This window comes from Acetobacter sp. AAB5 (assembly GCF_050106715.1).
Taxonomy (GTDB): domain Bacteria; phylum Pseudomonadota; class Alphaproteobacteria; order Acetobacterales; family Acetobacteraceae; genus Acetobacter; species Acetobacter oryzifermentans.
Genome location: NZ_JBNIEW010000011.1, coordinates 1 through 17,330 on the forward strand (window position 1 = coordinate 1; position 17,330 = coordinate 17,330).

Here is a 17,330-nt window from a genome sequence, read left to right on the forward strand (position 1 = left end):
AGAGCCAGAGCCAGAGCCAGAGCCAGAGCCAGAGCCAGAGCCAGAGCCAGAGCCAGAGCCAGAGCCAGAGCCAGAGCCAGAGCCAGAGCCAGAGCCAGAGCCAGAGCCAGAGCCAGAAGTGGTTGCTGAGAATGTTGAGGGTGCTGCAGATCTATCACCAGAAATGGAAGACGCAGTGGTGACATTTGCATCTGTTGAGCCGCATCCGCATATGACAGAACTGGTGGAACAGAACCGTCAGTTACGTCAGGATCTGGCAGATGTGCTGGTGGAGCTAGAAGAGTTCCGTAAAAAGCTGGTTTCTTAAAAAATTGTGTCAGGGGTGGGTTGTGTTGCAGAAAACCTCCTGCTAAACACCACTCCACACTTAACGGGCAGTAGCGCAGTCTGGTAGCGCATCAGTCTGGGGGACTGGGGGTCGTGGGTTCGAATCCCGCCTGCCCGATATTTTCTCTGAAAAATCAGTGTTGCAGAACAACCCAAAAGCCTAACTGGCTTTTGGGTTGTTTCCGTATGCCCACCGGCACCACAGCAGATTAAGTGCTGCCATAGCCGCAGGCCCAACAAACAGGCCAATCAGCCCCCATGTTTCTGCGCCGCCCAGAATACCCAATAGCACCCAAAGGAAAGGCAGCTTGGTGCTGCCGCCAATAAGGGCAGGGCGGATAAAATGGTCAGCGGTAAAAATAATCACTGCGCCAATGCAAAAAGTTGTAATGGCGGCAACAGAGCTACCCTGCACCAGAATAAGCAGAGAGACCAAGCCGACAGCTATCATGGCGCAAAAAGGAATCATGGCTGCTACGGCCGTAATCACGCCAAATAAAGCAGGGTGGGGGGCATGGGCAAATACATAGATAATGCCAAGCAGCAGGCCTTCCCCAATACCTACCAGCACCAGCCCTTGAACAGAGCCGTGAATGGAAGCAACAATCTGGCGTCCGATGCTTTCTCCGCGTTTGCCAAAAGCGCGGCATGAAACCACGCGGCACTGGCGGATAACGGAAAGCCCATCTTTATACAGAAAAAACAAGGTCAGGATGGAAAAGCAGAACAATGTGGCGCGATGCGCAACCTGCGAACCCACGGCGCGCGTAACAGCCACACCTTTGCTATCTAGATTCCCCAGCATGCCAGAAAGATCACGCGGGTCTGAAAGATGCGCCTCCCACCATTTGCTTATGGCGGCACTGCCAAAAGGTAGGCGATGAATGGTATCGGGCACAGGCACACCATATTCGCGCGCATGAGATAGCCATTCCAGTGCGCTCTGGGCTTCTCCCACAGCTTCCAGCGTTACAAGTGTAAGCGGAATAACAAATAGCAATGCCATGGCTGCCGTAAATAACAGGGGCAAAAGCGTGCCAGAGGCTGCATGAGGCCATTTATTACAGGCGCGCGTATAAAGGGGCCATGTGGCAATGGCAAAAACACTTCCCCATGCCAATGCGGGCAAAAAGCCTTGGATAGTGTAAACGGCTACTCCCACAATAAACAGCGCCAGAACTGTACGCGCCATTTCCTGCCCCCGACGAGAACGCTGGCTTGGTTTGATAAGAGAGCAGCGCGGTGAATCCGGAAGAAATTGTGATGGCAATGAATCGGGCATATTCCGGTGTGTTCTCCCAGGGGTTCCGCAATAACATTTTATCTTCAGCATATTTTGTATGCTGGGGGCGAGCATAAGCTTTGTTGTCAGACCATATCGCGCTATGGCGGCGCTGCCTATGCCATAACCAGATATGCCGCATAAGGATCATATTCCCGTATCTTTTTCTGACACTTTCGTTAGTGTCGCGCAGTTTCCTGCGGCGTAGTAAGAACTGATCCTGTCATGCTCAAAAATTTCCTTACCGTTGGCGGCTGGACAATGCTCAGCCGTGTTCTTGGTCTTGTTCGGGATCAGCTTCTGGCAGCCTTTATGGGTGCGGGGGCATTGCAGGATGCCTATCAGGTTGCATTTCGTCTGCCTAACATGTTCCGGCGCTTGTTTGGGGAGGGCGCATTTAACGCAGCCTTTGTGCCTTTGTTTTCTTCTGTGCTGACGCGAGAAGGCAAAGAGGAAGCGCAGCTTTTTGCACGCAGGGCCTTAGGCGTTATGCTGGTCTGGCTGGTGTTTTTATGCGTGCTGGGCGAAATTTTTATGCCGCAGGTGCTTAAGGTTATCGCCCCCGGCTTTTTACAAAGTGGGGATAGATACGCCCTAGCCGTCAGCCTGAGCCGTATTACCTTTCCTTATCTGGTGTTAATTTGCGCGGCAGCGCTGCTGGCGGGCGTTCTTAATGGTTTGCACCGGTTTGGTGTGGCCTCGGCGGCTTATCTAGCTTTCAACGTGGTGGGTATTGCGGCCATTCTGCTGGCTTCACCTTTTTTGCCGAATGTTGCTTACGCTGCGGCATGGGGTGTAACGGCATCGGGCGTTGCACAACTGGGGCTGCTGTTCTGGGCATGTGAGCGTGCGCATTTTGGCCTAACGCCTTTGTGGCCAGCTCTTACGCCCCGTATCCGCCTGTTGCTGCGCCGTATGGTGCCGGGGCTGATCGGCAGTGGTGTTGGGCAGATTAACCTTACTATTGATACCATTATTGGCACACTGCTTCCGGCAGGCAGTGTTTCCCTCATGTATTTTGCAGATCGGATTAACCAGTTGCCTTTGGGGGTTTTGGGGGCGGCCGCTGGCACCACGCTTTTGCCTGTGCTCACGCGCCATTTAGCGGCAGGAGAAACAGATGCAGCGCATGCAGCGCAAAATCGGTCTATTGAATATGTTCTGCTGCTTACACTTCCGGCTGTAGCTGGCTTGTTGGTATTGGCAGGGCCGATCATGATTGTTCTGTTCGGCCACGGATCTTTTACCGAGCATGATGCACTGCTTTCAGCACAATCCTTGCGGGCCTATGCTATTGGTTTGCCCGCTTTTGTGCTTGTGAAAGTTCTCTCTCCAGCATTTTTTGCACGTGGGGATACGCGCACACCGGTTTACATCGGTATTGGCGTTCTGCTGCTTAATTTTGTGCTCAATCTGCTGTTCATGAAGCCTCTGGTTCATATGGGGCCACCTTTGGCCAGTAGTTTGGCCGCTGTTATAAATGTGGCTGTGCTGGCTTTTTTGCTTCGGCAAAAAAATGCGCTGTTGCTTGCTCCAGAAATATTGGGTGGCATTGCTCGGGTTGGGCTAGGGGCGGCTGTTATGGCGCTGCTGCTTGTTGGCATAGAAACCTTGCTGCCGCTGCCCACGCATTTTCTTATGCGGTTAATATGGCTGACCGTTATGGTAGGGGCCGGGGGCATATTTTATGCCGGTATGTTGCATGTGCTGGGCGTTATGGACTTGGCAGATGTGCTGGCGGGGCTACGCAGGCGCTTAAACCGTAAGCGTGCCTAACGGGTAATAATTAAAGGGAGCCGGGGATGGTTGAGATTGTACTGGCGCACCAGGTGGATCTGGCAACATGGCGGGCCGCTACACGCCATTATGTGCAAAAGCAGGTGCTCCCCGAAAGCATAATCTGGCGTGTAGCGGGCAAAGGGCAAACACCTTGGGTGCTGGAAGCGCCAGATTCCGCCGATAATGACGCACCTCTTAACCTTCCGCGTAAGTTGGTAACTGCCGTGTTGGAAGCATTGCAGGCGCATCATCCACAGCGTTTTGAGCTTTTATATCGTGTTGTTTATCGCTTCACGCATGGCTTGCTGGATATGGAAGATTTACGGGAAGATCCGGATATCCAGCAACTTCGAGAGCTTGTGCAGAGCGTTAAACAAGAAACGGAACAGTTTCGCCTGGCTTTTTCGACATTCAGTAATCAACACCAAAGTAGAAGCCTGCAATACACACCGCAGAATTACATTGTGGAAGCAAATGGACGGTTCTGCATAGAGCGCGATGCCCAACCGTGGGAGGTTATGACACCTTACCGACGGATGTGGTGGGATGGAAACCAACTGCATTTTGCCCCAGGTGAGGCAGAGGCCGCGCATGTTTCTGCGGATATGTGGCAGGCAGACGGGCAGGGCATGTGGCAGGGGTATCCCAACACAGTGCTGGTGCCTACGCTAGAGGATGTAGTACAGGCGGCTTCTCTCGCATCTTTGTCTGCTGAGGCCATGGACTGTAGAGCTTGTTCTTTATGGCAACCTGCCAAGCGCACAGTTTTTGGAGAAGGCGCAGAAAATACGCCTCTGATGTTTGTTGGAGAACAGCCGGGAGATCAGGAAGATCTGGCGGGCCGTCCATTTGTTGGGCCAGCAGGGCAGGTGTTTGATAAGACGCTGGAAGAAGCGGGTATTTTACGACATCACGTTTACGTGACAAACGCTGTAAAGCACTTCCGCTTTACATGGAGAAACAACAGGCGCCTGCATCAGAAGCCAGATCAGGAGTCTGTCGAGGCCTGCCGAATCTGGTTGGATGCAGAGCGTAGGCTAGTACAGCCCAAGCTGATTGTTATGCTAGGTGTTACGGCAGCGCAGAGTCTTCTCAAGCGGCCTGTTACCATATCGCGCGAGCGTTCTCGTATCTTCCAGTTGAATGAGCAGTGCTCGGGGTTGGTAACGGTGCACCCGTCCTACTTGCTGCGCCTGCCGAATGAAGAGGCCAAAGCGCGGGAATATGCACGCTTTGTAGAAGACTTACGCTTAGCACATGGTTTTATAACGCAGCAGTCAGACTGAGGACCGCGAGCGTTTGCTACCAGTAACAGGCTTGTTCAGGCGCTGGTGTAGCTCTTTACCCGTTTTAAAGAAGGGAACGAGCTTTTTGCCAACCTGAACCTGCACCCCTGTTTTTGGGTTGCGGCCAATGCGTGGGTCACGCTCTTTTACAGAAAATGCACCAAACCCACGTAATTCTACGCGGCTGCCTTCTGCAAGGCTGCTGGTAATGGTGCCAAATACAATATTTACAAGTCGTGTTGCTTCTTTCAGCTGAAGATGCGGATTTTTTTGCATCAGGGCTGTAATCAGCTCGGATCTGGTCATCTTAAGTTCTCCCACCCGGCTGTTGTGTGTACAATAATTATACTCAGAACATTCCGTAATGATGAAGAAGACGTCAAGATAGAAAAGTCTGACGGTATGAACCAGAGAAATACCGCCAGACCTTTTTAGTAGTCAGTTCCTACAAATTTTATGCTGTAGGAGACTTCTTGCGGCGGCCACGGCCACCCTGTTCTTCTTCATCCCCAGCGGCATGAATTTTACGGCCAAGGCCAATTTCACGAGCCAGCGTAGAGCGGCGCTCTGCGTAGTTAGGGGCTACCATCGGGTAGTCTGCGGGCAGGCCCCAACGTTCACGGTATTGTTCAGGCGTCATGCCATAAGCGCTCTGTAGGTGGCGCTTCAGCATCTTCAGCTTTTTCCCGTCTTCCAGACAGATAATGTAATCTGGGAATACCGAGCGCTTTACCGGCACTGCTGGCTGAAGTTTTTCCGGCTCATTCTGCGGATGTTCAGCGGTTTTCAGTGCCTGATAAATATCACGGATCATGCCCGGGATAAGTGCAGGGTCTGTCTGGTTGTTGGAGACGTGTGCGGAAACGATCTCTGATACCAGATCAAGAAGGGGAGAGTAGTCCTGGTTCTCACTCATGATAAATCCAATAGGAATTTGGTGTGAATATCTGCACTCCATACTCCTTTAACTGTAGTTTGTGAATGGTGAACTCACAATTTCAGCGCATAATTGTCCATAAAAGAACATTATTGGAAGCAATGCAGGAAGTTTTGCTCATTTCAAATAATAAACAAACGGTAATATTTCGGCTCTCTGTAATCGTGCGTTCGGGTTTATTGTTCTGCTTAAGGCTATGTGCTCGTTTTATGTAAACGCAGAAACATCACTTAAGGTTGCAAGAAATATCCAGTGCCATGATTTTCTAAAATGTTTGGTTTTTACATAATATCAAAGTAAAATATTATGATGGTAGACAAATGCAGCAAAAATTACACATATTTATCAGAAAAAATTAAGAATAAGAGCTACTAGAATGTTTCTGTTGAGGGGGATGGTGGTGTGTGAAAATAAAAAAGCCCGCCCCTGAAAATGGGGGCAGGCTTTTTTATTGTGTGATATTTGGTAATGCGAGAATATTTACCGAATACCTAATTCACTCATAAGAAAATCACGGAAAACAGCTACGCGTTTAGAGCTGCGCAGCTCTTCCGGATAAACAAAATAAGCATCTACAGTTGGAGTGGTAATTTCCGGCAGGATCTGAACCAGATCCGGAAATTCTTTTGCTGCGTAAGTTGGAATGGACCCAATGCCCAAGCCCGCAGCAATAGCAGAGGCCATAGCAGCCATGCTGTTAACTTCTAGCCGAGCAGTTTGTGTGCTGCCATCGTTGCGGCAGGCTTGAGCCAGCCAGTTAACATGCGCAACCGGAGGATGGTGTTCACCAAACAGCACCAGTTGGTGTTCTTTGATTTCCTCCAGAGATTTTGGCATGCCGTATTTCTCAATATAGAGAGGGGCAGCAAAAATTGGCAGGCTAAAATCCGCCAGATGGCGTTGGATCAGGTCTGGCTGTCTGGGTGCATGCATACGCACCGCTACGTCAGCCTCCCGCATGCCTAAATCAAGATCATTATCTTCCAAAATCAGGCAGATATCTATTTCCGGGTTATCTGCCATAAAGCGATGAAGCCGCGGCATAAGCCAACAGTTACCAAAGCCGGTGGTTGTGGTTACGCGCAGCCGCCCGGCTGCCTTTTCCTTACTTTCTGTCAGCAGTGTTTGCGTCATTTCCAGTTTGGAAAAGACTTCGCGCACGGTTTTATGAAGTGTTTCACCCTGTTCCGTTAGGATCAGGCCGCGGGCGTGCCGATGAAAGAGAGGAACCTGAAGGACGTCTTCCAGCGCAGAAATCTGCCGTGATACGGCAGATTGGCTGAGGTTGAGCACATCCCCCGCGTGGGTAAAGGAACCGGCTTCTGCCACTGCATGGAAAACCCGGAGTTTGTCCCAGTCCACGCATGCCTCCTGCAAATTGAATGAAGTTACAAAAACACAGCCGTGTTTTATGCGGTGTATTACGTGCAGGAATTGGCCCCCTTGGTCAAGGGATGAAGCCGTTTTCTGTTAAGTTATCAGGCTAAACCAGCAAGATAGCGTTCTGCATCCAGCGCTGCCATGCAGCCAGTTCCTGCGGCTGTTACAGCTTGGCGATATGTTTTGTCCTGCACATCCCCCGCAGCAAAGACTCCGGGTACAGAAGTGCGCGTGGTGCCGGGTGTGGTTTCAATATACCCTTCAGCATCCAGCGTAAGCTGATCGCGGAAGATAGCTGTGTTGGGGGCATGGCCGATTGCAATAAACACGCCATCGGTGGGGATGGTCTGTTCGCTTTCATCTTGCGTATTTTTCAGTCGGACACCACACACTGTTTCTGGCGAGCCATCAGACAGAATGTCTTCCACAACACTGTTCCAGATCACGGAAACCTTGGGGTTTGCGAAAAGCCGGTCTTGCAGAATTTTTTCAGACCGCAAGCTATCGCGGCGGTGAACCAAGGTAACGTGCGCGGCATGGTGGGTGAGATACAGGGCTTCTTCAACAGCAGTATTGCCGCCCCCTACAACCACCACATTTTTCCCGCGGTAGAAAAAGCCATCACACGTGGCGCAAGCAGAAACACCAGCACCTTGTAAGCGTTTCTCGCTTGGCAGGCCTAGCCAGCGGGCCTGTGCACCTGTGGCAACAATAACTGAACGCGCTTTGTAAATGGTGCCCGAATCACCTGTAAGCAGGAATGGTGAGCCCGCTTTGAAATCAACAGATGTAATAATGTCGTATTCAATACGTGTGCCCACATTCTGCGCTTGTTCAGCCATTTGCTCCATCAGCCACGGGCCTTGGATGGCTGTGGCAAACCCGGGGTAGTTTTCAACTTCCGTTGTAATGGTGAGCTGGCCACCTGGTTGCAGCCCGGCAACCAGAACAGGAGAAAGGTTGGCGCGTGCCGCATAGATAGCAGCAGTATACCCGGCCGGTCCTGCGCCAATAACGAGCAGATCAGTTGTAATGGTTTCAGCCATATTGGCAGCGCTCCCGCATATGGAAATCAGGCATACAGGCCGCTATTGTGGCAGCAGCCTGCATATAACTGCTGGAAGCATATGGCTGCCACATGGGTTTTGGGCAAGGGTGTGCCTCTTTAGGTGTTTGCCGCCAGATGTGGTGCGTGGCATATACTCGCGCGAGTTGAATTGGGGTGCATGCCTCTTGTGCAGGATGGATCAGGAAACGTGACAGATCTGGACGCAGTTGATCTTCGCATTGTGGCAGAGCTTCAGAATGATGGCCGCATGACCAATGTGGAGCTGGCCCGCCGTGTCGGTATTTCAGCGCCTCCGTGCCTGCGTCGTGTCCGGCGTTTGGAAGAAGAACGCATTATCCGTGGTTATCATGCAGAACCTAATGCTGCCGCTTTGGGCTGGCCCATTACCTTTTTTGCGTTGATTGGGCTGGAAAGCCAGAAAGAGGCCATTCTGTGCAGTTTTGAGCAGCAACTAGCCCAATGGCCAGAAGTGCGCGAATGCCACATGATCCGTGGGGGAGGCGATTTTCTGGTTCGTTTGATTGCGCGTGATGCCGCGCATGAAAATCTGCTGACCCGCCAACTCACAGAAGCACAGCACGTGATACGCGTGCAAACTTTGCAAACCATCCGGACAAGTCTGGAGCGGTGGGGGGTGCCGGTGCAGGTTGAGGAGGAAGGGCAGGCCCCGTGACAGACCATCAAACGGTTTCAACAGAAACCGTTGCAAGAGGGCCGGATATTAGCGTGGTTGTGCCATGCTATAACGAATCGGAAAATGTGGCGCCTCTTGTCAAAGCTCTGGAGCAGGCGCTGGCGGGCAGGCGGTGGGAAGTTATCTTTGTAGATGATAATTCGCCCGATCACACAAGCCAGCGTGTGAGAGATCTGGCGCGGAATAATGCCCGTGTGCGTGGCATTTGCCGCATAGGGCGGCGGGGCCTTTCATCAGCAGTTATTGAAGGTGCGCTATCTTCTTCCGCACAGGTGGTGGCGGTGATGGATGGAGATCTTCAACATGACGAATCACGCCTTGGCGCACTGATAGATGCCGTTCTGAACAATACATGTGATGTTGCCGTTGGGAGTCGGCATGTAGAGGGCGGCAATAATGCGGGTTTGGCCAATGCGTGGCGGCATGCGCTTTCTGATGGCGGCATTTGGCTTGCGCAACGCTTTTTGCCAGTAAAGCTGACAGATCCGATGAGTGGTTTTTTTGCGTTAAGGCAAGAAACATTCGCCGCAATTGCCCCGCGTTTATCTGGCACTGGTTTTAAAATTTTACTGGATTTGTTGCTTTCTGCCGCCAAGCCCTTGCGCGTGCAGGAGGTGCCTTGTGGGTTCCGCCCACGTGTGGCGGGGGAAAGCAAGCTGGATGCGTTGGTTATGCTCCAGTTTGGTGCGCTTCTTTTAGATAAATTTGCCAAAGGCTGGGTGCCTTTGCGGTTTGTCGCCTTTTGTATGGTCGGGCTGGCAGGCGTTGGCACAAACCTTGCCGTTATGCAGTGCGCTCGGCTTGTGGGGGCGCATTTTTCTATGGCGCAGGCCATTGGCACTGTTGCCGCCATGATTCTGAATTTCTTTTTGGATAACAACTTCACGTATCGTGACAGGCGCTTGCGTGGGTGGGCGTGTATGCGCGGGCTTGTTCTCTTCATGCTGGTATGTTCGGTGGGCGCATTGGCGGATGTGGGTATTGCCCGCATGATTTACGGCCAGAATCATATGCCGAATGAAGCAAGCTTGGCTGGTGCTATTCTTGCTGTGGTGTGGAATTACGCCATGTCTTCAACCGTTGTCTGGCGCTCGTGACTGCAAAAATTTCAAACCACAATCGTGGTGTATGGATGAGCCTGGTAGCACTAGGGCTGCTCACATTGTTCCGGCTGATGCTGGCCGCATGGATTCCGCTTTCTCCAGATGAAGCCTATTATCGCCTCTGGGCATTGGCTCCGGCTGCGGGGTATCTTGATCACCCCCCCATGGTGGCGCTGTGGATGCGCATTGGCATGTTTTTTGCGGGTGATACCGCTGAAGGCCTGCGTTTTATGGGGCCAGTTTCTGCGGCTATCGGCACGGTTTTGTTGGTGCAGGCGGCGCAGCAATGGCTGCAATCTCAGAAACTGTTTGCTGTCAGTGTCGGCAACGGGTTCGTAACGGCTCTTAAACCCGGCATTATATTAAACAGCACATTAGCCGTGGGGTTGGGCACTCTGATCATGACACCAGATACCCCTCTGGTGTTTTTTATGGCCCTGCTGCTGTGGAGCGTAAGCAATCTGCTTTCTGGTAGGCATCCAGCATTCTGGTTGCTGGTAGGTCTTTCTGCCGGGTTGGGGTTTGATAGCAAATATACGGCTCTTTTGCCTGTAGCTGGTTTAGGCATGTGGTTGCTGGCAACACGCGCAGGCAGGCAATGGTTGCGCACGCCATGGCCTTGGCTTGGCGCTGTAGTGGCAATGGTATGCATGGCGCCGGTGGTTGAGTGGAATGCGACACACCACTGGGTTAGCTTTCTTAAACAAGGTGGCCGAGCAGGGGATTGGCAGCCCGCCCGTATGTTCACCTTTATGGGGGAATTGCTAGGCGGTCAGGTTGGTTTGGCATCTCCGCTTATTTTTGTGTTGTTCGCAGTGGCCATAAAATATTTGCTCAGGCTGCGTGATCAATTTGCCCAATTACTGCTCTGCATGGTTTTGCTGCCTGCGGCTGTTTTTTTGCAGCACGCTATAGGCGCACGCGTGCAGGCAAACTGGCCTGTTGTGCTGTATCCAGCGCTTGCCTTGTCTGTTGTGTGCGTACCGTATCGCTGGTGGAAAGCAGCCTGCGCGCTTGGCGTTGCCATGTTTGTTGTTGTGGTTGTGCAAGCTTTGTGGGCCCCCGCACATCTTTCGCCCCATTTTGATATGACGTTACGGCAAATGGGCGGCTGGCCTGAATTTGTGCAGACCGTAGAAAAGCAGATTCCACCTGATGCCCTGCTGATTGCAGATGAATATGGGCTTGCGGGTGAGCTTTCTTTTTATGCCCAGAATCGCAAAGTGCTGGCGGTTGAACCGAGATGGCAGTTTTTTGCGTTCCCACACGCTACATGTGGAGCGGAGGGTTATTTGCTGCGTAGCCACAGGCGGCATGATCAACCTGACCCAGCGCTTTTTGATGTTCTCTCTCAATATCCAGATATTTCACGCAGTCGCCGGGGTGCTGTGGCCGATAGTTACGCAGTTTATCGTGTAAGACTGCGTTGCTTAGGCGGCGCTACGGTAAGGGAAGACACTGCGGTATTGCCCGCCAATAAGCGTTAGACCCGCAGCCTCTGGCTGAGTGTTGTTTGCACCGGGCAGGCAAGGCAGGATACGCTGCATTCTAGTTTTTATAGCCAAGAGTAACAGGAAACATACCTCAATGGCATCATCCTTACAGGTTGCGGTTCAGATGGACCCTTTGGAGCACATTAACATCCATGGGGATTCAACCTTTGCGCTTATGCTGGAAGCTCAGAAACGCGGGCATGCCCTGTATGTGTATGAGGTGAATACGCTGGCATTGGGTGAAGGGGCAGCGGAACCAGAGCAATCTTCCAAAACTCGGGTAACGGCTTTGATGCGGCCTGTGACCGTCCGGCGGGAAGAAGGAAACCACGCCACCTTTGGTGCGCCAACGCGCCAGTCATTGGGTGATATGGATGTGGTGCTGATGCGTCAGGACCCGCCTTTTGATATGGCATATATTACAGCTACGCACATGCTGGACCACGTGCATGGTATAGGGCCGGGCAAAGCCTTGGTGGTGAATGACCCGCGCTGGGTGCGTGACAGCCCTGAAAAACTTTTGGTAACCCACTTTCCGGATCTGATGCCGCCAACATTGGTAACGTGGGATATCGAACAGATTCGCGCTTTCCGGGCCAAATGGCACGATATTATTGTAAAGCCACTTTTCGGGAATGGCGGGAGCGGTGTTTTCCGTATCCGTGAAGATGACCAGAATCTAAATGCTTTGCTGGAAATGCATTTTGCGCGTTCGCGCGAGCCGTTGATGATCCAGCGTTATGAACCCGCTGTAACGGCCGGAGACAAACGTATTATTCTGGTGGACGGAGAGCCCGTAGGTGCAATCAACCGTGTGCCATCGGGGGAAGATCATCGGTCAAACATGCATGTAGGCGGTGTGGCCAAACAGATCGGGCTGAGTGCGCGTGACCGTGAAATCTGCACGGCTATCGGCCCATTTCTGAAAGAACATGGCCTGATTTTTGTGGGAATAGACGTGATTGGCCAGTATTTAACAGAAATTAACGTTACTTCTCCCACTGGCCTTCAGGAGCTGGAACGTTTTGATGGAATCAATGGCGCAGGCGCAATCTGGAACTGCATCGAGCATAAACTGAACGCCGCGTGATCTTCAGTCTTTGCTTTTTTCCTGTGCAGGTGGTTCGTTCTGTTTGCTTGCCGCTTCCAGATCAGCCAAGGGCGTGTCCTTCCCAAAGCGGTTGTCTAGCCATTGAAATATCGATTCACGGAAATAGTAGACACCAATACTAATCCAGACAGCGATGGCGAAGATGGCGAGAAGAAATTCTAACATGGCTCTATATTAACACTATCTATTGCACTGTTGCAGCGTAAAAGGAGTATATGCCCTTACACAAGGGCGCTTTTGTGACGCGTGCCTTGTGCAGAAGAGGAAGACCTTTTGTGGCTCTTGAAGAAATGTCCACCAGCAGGCAGAGAGAGGACATGAGTGACGTTCTCCAAAATTATCCTTCCGGCGGGGGGGATAGTCCCGCGCCTCCTCCTTCCCGTTCGGCACTGGATGCGGAGGCTGTCAAAGCCGCCTATCGCCGGTGGGCAAATGTATATGATGTTGTTTTTGGCGGCATCTCCCGGTTTGGGCGTTTGCGTGCTGTAGAAGCCGTAAACGGTCTGCCCGGCACGGATGTGCTGGAAGTGGGGGTGGGCACCGGCTTGGCGTTGCCTCATTACCGGGCGGAAAAGCAGATTACCGGCATTGATCTTTCTGCCGATATGCTGGCCAAGGCGCGTGAGCGTGTGCAGCGTGATAAGCTGACAAACGTTAACGGCCTGCTGGAAATGGATGCCGAAGATACGAAGTTTGAAGATTCTTCCTTCGATATCGCCGTGGCCATGTTTGTGGCTTCCGTGGTGCCGCATCCGCGCCAGTTGCTGCATGAACTCAAACGCGTTGTGCGCCCCGGTGGTTACATTCTGTTTGTAAATCACTTTCTGGCCCCCGGTGGTGTCCGTGGTGCTGTCGAACATGCGTTGGGCCGGGCCTCTCACTCCTTGGGGTGGCATCCTGATTTCGCAATGGAATCGCTGTTACCCGCCGAAGACATCCGGCGTGCCTTTATTCAGCCTGTTCCGCCATTAGGGCTGTTTACTTTGGTCACACTAGAAAATCTGCCTGCATAACCTGTGCGCTCCTGCCAAGGCAGGGGCGTTTCTTCTGCGTGGCAGAAAATGGTATTTGCGCGTATGTAACGTAAATACGATGGAACAGTTTTATGCCGTGCCACGCGCCAAGGGCGTAGGGCTGCATGATGCCAGTAAGAAATTGGAAATTGGAGCATGATGGTCGCCCATAACCAGAGCCAACAGAATGAGACATCTGGAGATGGCATGCGTGTTGCCAGAAAAGGGAACGGCACGGGGGCTGCTTACGTGGTGCTGGCTGCCCTGGCGGCATTAGCGGGCGGAGGTGCTTCTACACTTTCTGAAATGGGCATGATGCCAGCAACAGCCGGATGGCATGCTGTTGTGCAGGCCCATCCTGTTCTTATGCTTTTATATGTTGTTGTCCCGGCTCTGCTGGGGGGATTTGGTTCTTTATGGCTGCCACGCGCCGTGCAGCGTTCGGGCGTATTGCTGCCGCGGTTGAATGATGCGGGTTTTCTGTGTGTGTTTGCTGGAGCCGCGCTGACGGTTACAGGGGCAGAGCTTAAAACCGCTACATTGCTGTGGTGTGTAGGCACGCTGATGACAAGCATGGCCCTGTTGGCAACTGTGTTTGATAGCCGCGCCGATATGGATGAACGCAAGCCGTTCTCTCCTTTTGTGTGGGGAGAAATGCTGGCGGCCGCTGTTATGCTGCTTACGGTGCCTGTTATGGCCGGGCAGATTGTAAAACACTGGCACGATGCCGCAGCGGTAAATGTAGAAAGCTTTGCTGGCCCCGTAGGGCTGGTTGTGCTGCTTGCCGGCTTTGGTGTGGTGTTTGAAATTAGCGCCCGCGTTGGCAAGTTTTCTGAAAAACCTGTTGCGTTCATTATGGCTGCTGCCGCTGCTTCTGGCGTTGTGGCATGGACCAAAAGCGTTTTTATGCAGGGCACGGAAAGTGCTGGTGCCATGCAGGTGGGCAGCACCATGCTGGCTCTGTGCTCCTTTGCGGCCACCTGTCTGGCTGTATTGTGGCTGGCAGGTGCATGGAATGCCCGTGCCACGCTTCGTGTACCTTTGCTCTGGGGCTTGGGTTTTATGAGCGTGGTTTCCGGTGGTTGGCTTGTGCAACTTATGCAGGGGAATGGCCTGCATTCTGCGCTTCAGCTTGGCGCTCTGTATGTTGTGTGCGGCGGTTTTTATCTGTGGCGCGGTGAGGAGTGCGGATATTGGTATCCGCAGCTTATGGCGTATCTGCATTTTGCCTGTACCGCTGCGGCTACGGCCTTGGTGTTTGTGCCGGGTGCACAAATGGCAAGTGGTGCATTTTTTGGTTTGGCAGCCCTGTGCTTTATTGGAGCTGTGGTGGTGAGCTTTCGGCGTAACCAGCAGGCAACAGCACATTGTGCCGCAATTCCTGTTCAGGCTTCCAAGGGATACCGGGCATGAGTGATAGCGTGGCAACCGCTTCCTTGGAAGCAACAGCAGAACGTCGTCCGCGGTTTAAGGCCGATCAGGTTGGCACCCGTGCGCGAGACTGGATTCAGCTGTTAAAGCCACGCGTGATCTCGCTGGTTGTTTTTACAGGTGCGGCTGGCATGATTGTCGCGCCCGGCCACATGAATTTCTTTGTGGCGTTGGTGACCATCTTTTGCATTTGCATGGCTTCGGGTGCGGCTGGTGCCATCAATATGTGGTATGACCGCGATATTGATGCCGTAATGCAGCGTACTATCACCCGCCCCATTCCGGGCGGGCGTATTCCAGAAAACGAGGCACTGGCTTACGGGGTAGGGCTTTCCTGCCTTTCCGTGTGTTTGATGTGGATGGCAACCAATACGTTGGCTGCTGGTATTCTGGCATTTTCTATTTTCTTTTACGCCGTTATTTACACAATGTGGCTTAAGCGCTCTACGCCGCAGAATATTGTTATCGGTGGTGCGGCTGGCGCATTCCCGCCCATGATCGGGTGGGCAGCGGTAACAGGCCATATGGCCGTTCTGCCTGTTGTAATGTTCGGGATCGTCTTTTTCTGGACACCTCCGCATTTTTGGTCGCTCTCTCTGTATGCCTGTAAGGACTACGGGCGCGCAGGTATTCCCATGCTGCCGGTTGTGCGTGGTGCGCGGCATACACGTTGGCAGATCTTTATTTACACACTGGTACTGCTGGCCGTTTCTCTGGTGCCATCCTTCATGCATCTGTGCGGTTGGCTTTATACGGTTACAGCTTTGGTGCTTGGCCTTGGGTTTGTGGCATGTGCGGTGCGCGTGTTGTTGGAACCGCAGGATGCACAGGGTGTAAGCCTAAAAGGGGATAAAGCGGCCCGGATTTCCTTCCGCTTTTCTCTGGCTTACCTGTTCTTTCTTTTTTGTGGTCTGCTGGCAGATCACTTCCTTCAGGCATGGGTGTAAGTGGTATGAATGCACAGCAGGATGGTCTGCTTGAGCAGACAGAAAAGCACAAACGGCAAAAAGAACGCGTGCGCACCATGCTGGGGTTTATGATGGTGCTGGCGGGTATCATGTTCGGGCTAACTTTGGTTCACCCGTAAGGTTTAGCTGTTAAAGCCAAATCATACTTTCTCATCCCAGTGCATAGAGCTGCGGTGAGATAAACGCTTAGCCTTGCTTTTGTGCAGGGCTTTGTGCGTTTAGAAGCGTATCTTTGCTGACATCTATGCCCTGTGTACGCAAGCGGATGAGATCTGCTTCCAGCTCTGCCAGTTTACGTTTCTGCCAGAACAGAAAAAACACACCAAAGCAGATTGCTAACGTAACACTGCATGCAGTCAGAACTTCAAGCAGCAGCATAATAGCATATCCCCCGGTAGGTATCAGGTAGGCAATAAAAAGCCCCGCCCTTAAGGTTAAAGGGCGGGGCTACAAAATGCCAGTGCTTACTGACGGGTTTGCTGTATGGCGGAAAGAAGCCAACGCCCCCCGCGAGAAGGCCGGGTAAAGGTCCATAGCTCGGTAATGTTCACCGGCTCGGTCGAACTGCCCTGAATAACCTGCCCTGTGGCATTGGTTGTAAGGTCAATCAGGCTGTAGCGCATGGCAACAGTCGCAAAATCCATGCCGTTTTCACGCCATGCCTCTGCCAGATCGCCTTGGATGAAATGCACATCCGAAACAACATTACGGGCCCCTTGGCTGGCAAGGGCAGAAAGCTGCTCGTTAAAGTAAGAGACCATTTCAGGTGTGGCCATTTGCTGCAAGGCCGGAATATTCTGCTGGTTCCACGCTGTTTGGATATCCATTAGCGTTTGCTGGAAAGCCTGATAATCCGCAGTATTAATCTGCAAGGAGGCATTTCCACCGGCAGAAGGCATAGCCCCAGGCGTTATACCCGGTGCATTGGCTACCCCGCCTGAACCCATGGCAAAATGGCTGCCACCAGAGCTTTTGTTGCCAGTAAAACGCCGCACCAGCCACATAATAATCATAACCACAAAGGCGATCTGGATCATCAACCCGATCAGGCTGAAGAAGCTGTGCATACCGCCAAAAAAGCCGTGCCCACTCAACAGGCCAAACAAGCCAGCTCCCAAAAACCCACCGGCAAATCCGGTTAGGAATGGGTGCCGAACGCCAGGCTGAGCAAAGGGTGCTGCCGGACGTGCAAACGGTGCTGTTTGCGGCCCATAGTTAGGGGAAGGCGCGGTGCGCGGCGTAATGGAGCGTTCCATTGGGGCCGCACTATAAGGTGCCGTGCGTGTGGGTGGAGGCGCGCTCCATGTTCTGCTGCCACGGCTGCCCATAGAGCCACCTTGGCCGGGGCGGGCATCAGCATGCAGGGCCAAAGGCCCGGCAAGAAGGCTGATGCTCAGGAAGGCAGTGAGAACAGGTGCAAAAATGCGGGGTTTCACAGAAAGAATAGTCTCCGGCTG

Annotated in this window: 18 protein-coding genes, 1 tRNA gene and 1 pseudogene; 12 read left to right on the forward strand and 8 right to left on the reverse strand. The window is 52.6% G+C overall.

Annotated elements, in window-relative coordinates; translation table 11 throughout:
* Window positions 1–307: pseudogene (locus ACP7IZ_RS10555) on the forward strand (MerR family transcriptional regulator); the annotation flags it as partial.
* 64 nt (window positions 308–371) lie between these two features.
* Window positions 372–445 (forward strand) — tRNA-Pro (locus ACP7IZ_RS10560).
* Between the two features lie 42 nt (window positions 446–487).
* Here ACP7IZ_RS10560 and ACP7IZ_RS10565 read toward each other — a convergent pair.
* Window positions 488–1,660: an AI-2E family transporter gene (locus ACP7IZ_RS10565; RefSeq protein ID WP_426849104.1), complete on the reverse strand. Its 1,173-nt coding sequence runs from the start codon at window positions 1,658–1,660 to the stop codon at window positions 488–490.
* A gap of 174 nt (window positions 1,661–1,834) precedes the next feature.
* Here ACP7IZ_RS10565 and murJ point away from each other — a divergent pair, with 174 nt between their 5' ends.
* Together murJ and ACP7IZ_RS10575 are read left to right on the forward strand one after the other, a co-directional pair.
* A complete protein-coding gene (murJ, locus tag ACP7IZ_RS10570) occupies window positions 1,835–3,385 on the forward strand; it encodes a murein biosynthesis integral membrane protein MurJ (protein WP_426849105.1) in 1,551 nt (516 codons plus the stop codon).
* 26 nt (window positions 3,386–3,411) lie between these two features.
* Window positions 3,412–4,674, forward strand: a complete 1,263-nt coding sequence (locus tag ACP7IZ_RS10575; RefSeq protein WP_426849106.1) for a UdgX family uracil-DNA binding protein — start codon at window positions 3,412–3,414, stop codon at window positions 4,672–4,674.
* On the opposite strand, the gene ACP7IZ_RS10580 is transcribed toward ACP7IZ_RS10575, so the two are convergent.
* From ACP7IZ_RS10580 to trxB, 4 genes are all read right to left on the reverse strand, one after another.
* Window positions 4,666–4,980, reverse strand: a complete 315-nt coding sequence (locus ACP7IZ_RS10580) for an integration host factor subunit beta (RefSeq protein WP_426849107.1) — start codon at window positions 4,978–4,980, stop codon at window positions 4,666–4,668. The two genes, ACP7IZ_RS10575 and ACP7IZ_RS10580, sit on opposite strands and share 9 nt — an antisense overlap.
* Before the next feature lie 148 nt (window positions 4,981–5,128).
* Window positions 5,129–5,632: a MucR family transcriptional regulator gene (locus tag ACP7IZ_RS10585; RefSeq protein WP_006116515.1), complete on the reverse strand. Its 504-nt coding sequence runs from the start codon at window positions 5,630–5,632 to the stop codon at window positions 5,129–5,131.
* Window positions 5,633–6,091: 459 nt separating this feature from the next.
* A complete protein-coding gene (locus ACP7IZ_RS10590) occupies window positions 6,092–6,973 on the reverse strand; it encodes a LysR family transcriptional regulator (RefSeq protein ID WP_426849108.1) in 882 nt (293 codons plus the stop codon).
* Window positions 6,974–7,089: 116 nt separating this feature from the next.
* The gene (gene trxB, locus ACP7IZ_RS10595) at window positions 7,090–8,037 is read right to left on the reverse strand and encodes a thioredoxin-disulfide reductase (protein WP_006116517.1); all 948 of its coding nucleotides are present in this window, start codon (window positions 8,035–8,037) and stop codon (window positions 7,090–7,092) included.
* Window positions 8,038–8,217: 180 nt separating this feature from the next.
* Between trxB and ACP7IZ_RS10600 the strand changes: the two genes are divergently transcribed.
* The 4 genes from ACP7IZ_RS10600 to gshB all read left to right on the forward strand — a co-directional run bounded on the left by ACP7IZ_RS10600 (window position 8,218) and on the right by gshB (window position 12,440).
* A complete protein-coding gene (locus ACP7IZ_RS10600; protein ID WP_003624051.1) occupies window positions 8,218–8,733 on the forward strand; it encodes an Lrp/AsnC family transcriptional regulator in 516 nt (171 codons plus the stop codon).
* The gene (locus tag ACP7IZ_RS10605) at window positions 8,730–9,851 is read left to right on the forward strand and encodes a glycosyltransferase (RefSeq protein WP_089179250.1); all 1,122 of its coding nucleotides are present in this window, start codon (window positions 8,730–8,732) and stop codon (window positions 9,849–9,851) included. Before ACP7IZ_RS10600 ends, ACP7IZ_RS10605 begins: the two co-directional genes overlap by 4 nt.
* 35 nt (window positions 9,852–9,886) lie before the next feature.
* Window positions 9,887–11,344 carry an ArnT family glycosyltransferase gene (locus tag ACP7IZ_RS10610; RefSeq protein WP_426849111.1) on the forward strand — a complete coding sequence of 486 codons (1,458 nt, stop codon included), beginning with the start codon at window positions 9,887–9,889 and terminating at the stop codon, window positions 11,342–11,344.
* Between the two features lie 100 nt (window positions 11,345–11,444).
* The gene (gene gshB / locus ACP7IZ_RS10615) at window positions 11,445–12,440 is read left to right on the forward strand and encodes a glutathione synthase (RefSeq protein WP_426849113.1); all 996 of its coding nucleotides are present in this window, start codon (window positions 11,445–11,447) and stop codon (window positions 12,438–12,440) included.
* A 3-nt stretch (window positions 12,441–12,443) separates the two neighbouring features.
* Here gshB and ACP7IZ_RS10620 read toward each other — a convergent pair whose 3' ends face one another.
* Window positions 12,444–12,626: a hypothetical protein gene (locus tag ACP7IZ_RS10620; protein ID WP_426849114.1), complete on the reverse strand. Its 183-nt coding sequence runs from the start codon at window positions 12,624–12,626 to the stop codon at window positions 12,444–12,446.
* Between the two features lie 50 nt (window positions 12,627–12,676).
* Here ACP7IZ_RS10620 and ACP7IZ_RS10625 point away from each other — a divergent pair, with 50 nt between their 5' ends.
* The 4 genes from ACP7IZ_RS10625 (at window position 12,677) to ACP7IZ_RS10640 (ending at window position 15,992) form a co-directional block, all read left to right on the forward strand.
* Entirely contained in the window at window positions 12,677–13,474 is a 798-nt protein-coding gene (locus ACP7IZ_RS10625; protein WP_006116522.1) for a class I SAM-dependent methyltransferase, read from the forward strand.
* A gap of 156 nt (window positions 13,475–13,630) precedes the next feature.
* The gene (locus ACP7IZ_RS10630; protein ID WP_426849115.1) at window positions 13,631–14,887 is read left to right on the forward strand and encodes a cbb3-type cytochrome c oxidase subunit I; all 1,257 of its coding nucleotides are present in this window, start codon (window positions 13,631–13,633) and stop codon (window positions 14,885–14,887) included.
* Entirely contained in the window at window positions 14,884–15,852 is a 969-nt protein-coding gene (locus tag ACP7IZ_RS10635; protein WP_089179245.1) for a heme o synthase, read from the forward strand. Before ACP7IZ_RS10630 ends, ACP7IZ_RS10635 begins: the two co-directional genes overlap by 4 nt.
* Window positions 15,853–15,857: 5 nt before the next feature.
* Complete coding sequence (locus ACP7IZ_RS10640; RefSeq protein ID WP_255411703.1) at window positions 15,858–15,992, forward strand: hypothetical protein; 135 nt, start codon at window positions 15,858–15,860, stop codon at window positions 15,990–15,992.
* Window positions 15,993–16,059: 67 nt separating this feature from the next.
* On the opposite strand, the gene ACP7IZ_RS10645 is transcribed toward ACP7IZ_RS10640, so the two are convergent.
* Both ACP7IZ_RS10645 and ACP7IZ_RS10650 read right to left on the reverse strand, forming a co-directional pair.
* Window positions 16,060–16,251: a hypothetical protein gene (locus ACP7IZ_RS10645; protein WP_426849117.1), complete on the reverse strand. Its 192-nt coding sequence runs from the start codon at window positions 16,249–16,251 to the stop codon at window positions 16,060–16,062.
* Between the two features lie 86 nt (window positions 16,252–16,337).
* Entirely contained in the window at window positions 16,338–17,309 is a 972-nt protein-coding gene (locus ACP7IZ_RS10650) for a TIM44-like domain-containing protein (RefSeq protein ID WP_426849119.1), read from the reverse strand.
* Window positions 17,310–17,330 lie beyond the last annotated feature (21 nt).

What these genes read in the sequence shown, in the direction of transcription:
- ACP7IZ_RS10580 (WP_426849107.1), bottom strand. Translation starts at nt 4,980, where the DNA reads ATGACCAGATCCGAGCTGATTACAGCCCTGATGCAAAAAAATCCGCAT.
- murJ (WP_426849105.1), top strand. Translation starts at nt 1,835, where the DNA reads ATGCTCAAAAATTTCCTTACCGTTGGCGGCTGGACAATGCTCAGCCGT.
- ACP7IZ_RS10620 (WP_426849114.1), bottom strand. Translation starts at nt 12,626, where the DNA reads ATGTTAGAATTTCTTCTCGCCATCTTCGCCATCGCTGTCTGGATTAGT.
- ACP7IZ_RS10585 (WP_006116515.1), bottom strand. Translation starts at nt 5,632, where the DNA reads ATGGAGTGCAGATATTCACACCAAATTCCTATTGGATTTATCATGAGT.
- ACP7IZ_RS10610 (WP_426849111.1), top strand. Translation starts at nt 9,887, where the DNA reads ATGAGCCTGGTAGCACTAGGGCTGCTCACATTGTTCCGGCTGATGCTG.
- ACP7IZ_RS10575 (WP_426849106.1), top strand. Translation starts at nt 3,412, where the DNA reads ATGGTTGAGATTGTACTGGCGCACCAGGTGGATCTGGCAACATGGCGG.
- ACP7IZ_RS10630 (WP_426849115.1), top strand. Translation starts at nt 13,631, where the DNA reads ATGATGGTCGCCCATAACCAGAGCCAACAGAATGAGACATCTGGAGAT.
- ACP7IZ_RS10640 (WP_255411703.1), top strand. Translation starts at nt 15,858, where the DNA reads ATGAATGCACAGCAGGATGGTCTGCTTGAGCAGACAGAAAAGCACAAA.
- gshB (WP_426849113.1), top strand. Translation starts at nt 11,445, where the DNA reads ATGGCATCATCCTTACAGGTTGCGGTTCAGATGGACCCTTTGGAGCAC.
- trxB (WP_006116517.1), bottom strand. Translation starts at nt 8,037, where the DNA reads ATGGCTGAAACCATTACAACTGATCTGCTCGTTATTGGCGCAGGACCG.
- ACP7IZ_RS10565 (WP_426849104.1), bottom strand. Translation starts at nt 1,660, where the DNA reads ATGCTGAAGATAAAATGTTATTGCGGAACCCCTGGGAGAACACACCGG.
- ACP7IZ_RS10625 (WP_006116522.1), top strand. Translation starts at nt 12,677, where the DNA reads ATGCCCTTACACAAGGGCGCTTTTGTGACGCGTGCCTTGTGCAGAAGA.
- ACP7IZ_RS10600 (WP_003624051.1), top strand. Translation starts at nt 8,218, where the DNA reads ATGCCTCTTGTGCAGGATGGATCAGGAAACGTGACAGATCTGGACGCA.
- ACP7IZ_RS10635 (WP_089179245.1), top strand. Translation starts at nt 14,884, where the DNA reads ATGAGTGATAGCGTGGCAACCGCTTCCTTGGAAGCAACAGCAGAACGT.
- ACP7IZ_RS10645 (WP_426849117.1), bottom strand. Translation starts at nt 16,251, where the DNA reads ATGCTGCTGCTTGAAGTTCTGACTGCATGCAGTGTTACGTTAGCAATC.